Below are 871 nucleotides of genomic sequence, written 5' to 3' on the forward strand. Positions count from 1 at the left end.
GTCCTCGCTCGCGTCGTCTTTTGCCGCTTTCGTCAGGGGCACCGGTGAGGCCGGCATAGCGCGCGAGGGCTTTACGATCCCGGATGTTGCGCGAGAACACCTCCTGCACGAGCATGTCCGCGGTCTCAATGCCGACGCCGACGACCCGCGCGAGCAGGCGTACCATCGTATGGCGTTGCTCGTTGGGCACTCCCGCCAGGCGCTTGGCCCGGGTTGTCTCGATCTCCTTGATCTGCTGCTTGACGAAGCGCAGGTGGTCCATGTCGCGCCGCAGCTCGGCCAGCGTGTTCGCCGGAACGGCCGCGCCCTCCGGCGTGCGTAAGGCCTCCAGCCGGCTCGATGCCTGAGCCAGGTTTGGCCGGAAGCCGCGAATCCCGAGGCGGGCGAGATTAGCCTTCAGGCGATTGATAATGCGCGTGCGCGCCCCGACCAAGCTCTCGCGCTCGCGGCCCGGCCGTTTCGCATCCTCATCCGCGAGGGTGGGGATCGCCGCCATGCTGCAATGCTTCGGTTCGCCGCGCAGCCAGCCGAGAAAGGCGCGTTTCAGCAGTTCAGTGTCGAGCCGATCTGTCTTCGCCCGCCGGTGCTCGCGCGACACCGGGACGCTCGACGGGTGGATCACATAGGCCTCGATTTCTTGCGCGCGCAGCCAGCGTGCTAACCAGAAGCCGTCGCGGCCGGCCTCATAGGCGACGGCGATCCGTTTGATCGTGCGTCCAGCCTGCACCGCCTCCTTCCGCCAACGATGCAGAAGCTGCAGAAGCGCATCCTGGTCTGGGCTGAGCTTCTTCAAAGGATTGCGTTCGAGTCCGGGCACAATACCGGCGACCAGCCAACTCGACTGGCCGATCTCGATCACGGCGATCACTGT

At 65.9% G+C, this 871-nt stretch carries 1 protein-coding gene; it reads right to left on the reverse strand.

The features are described from left to right. The coding region (locus SO140_RS46155) for an IS110 family transposase (protein WP_498544231.1) at window positions 1-871 on the reverse strand (871 nt) is incomplete at both ends.

This window comes from Bradyrhizobium sp. UFLA05-108, from assembly GCF_059803455.1.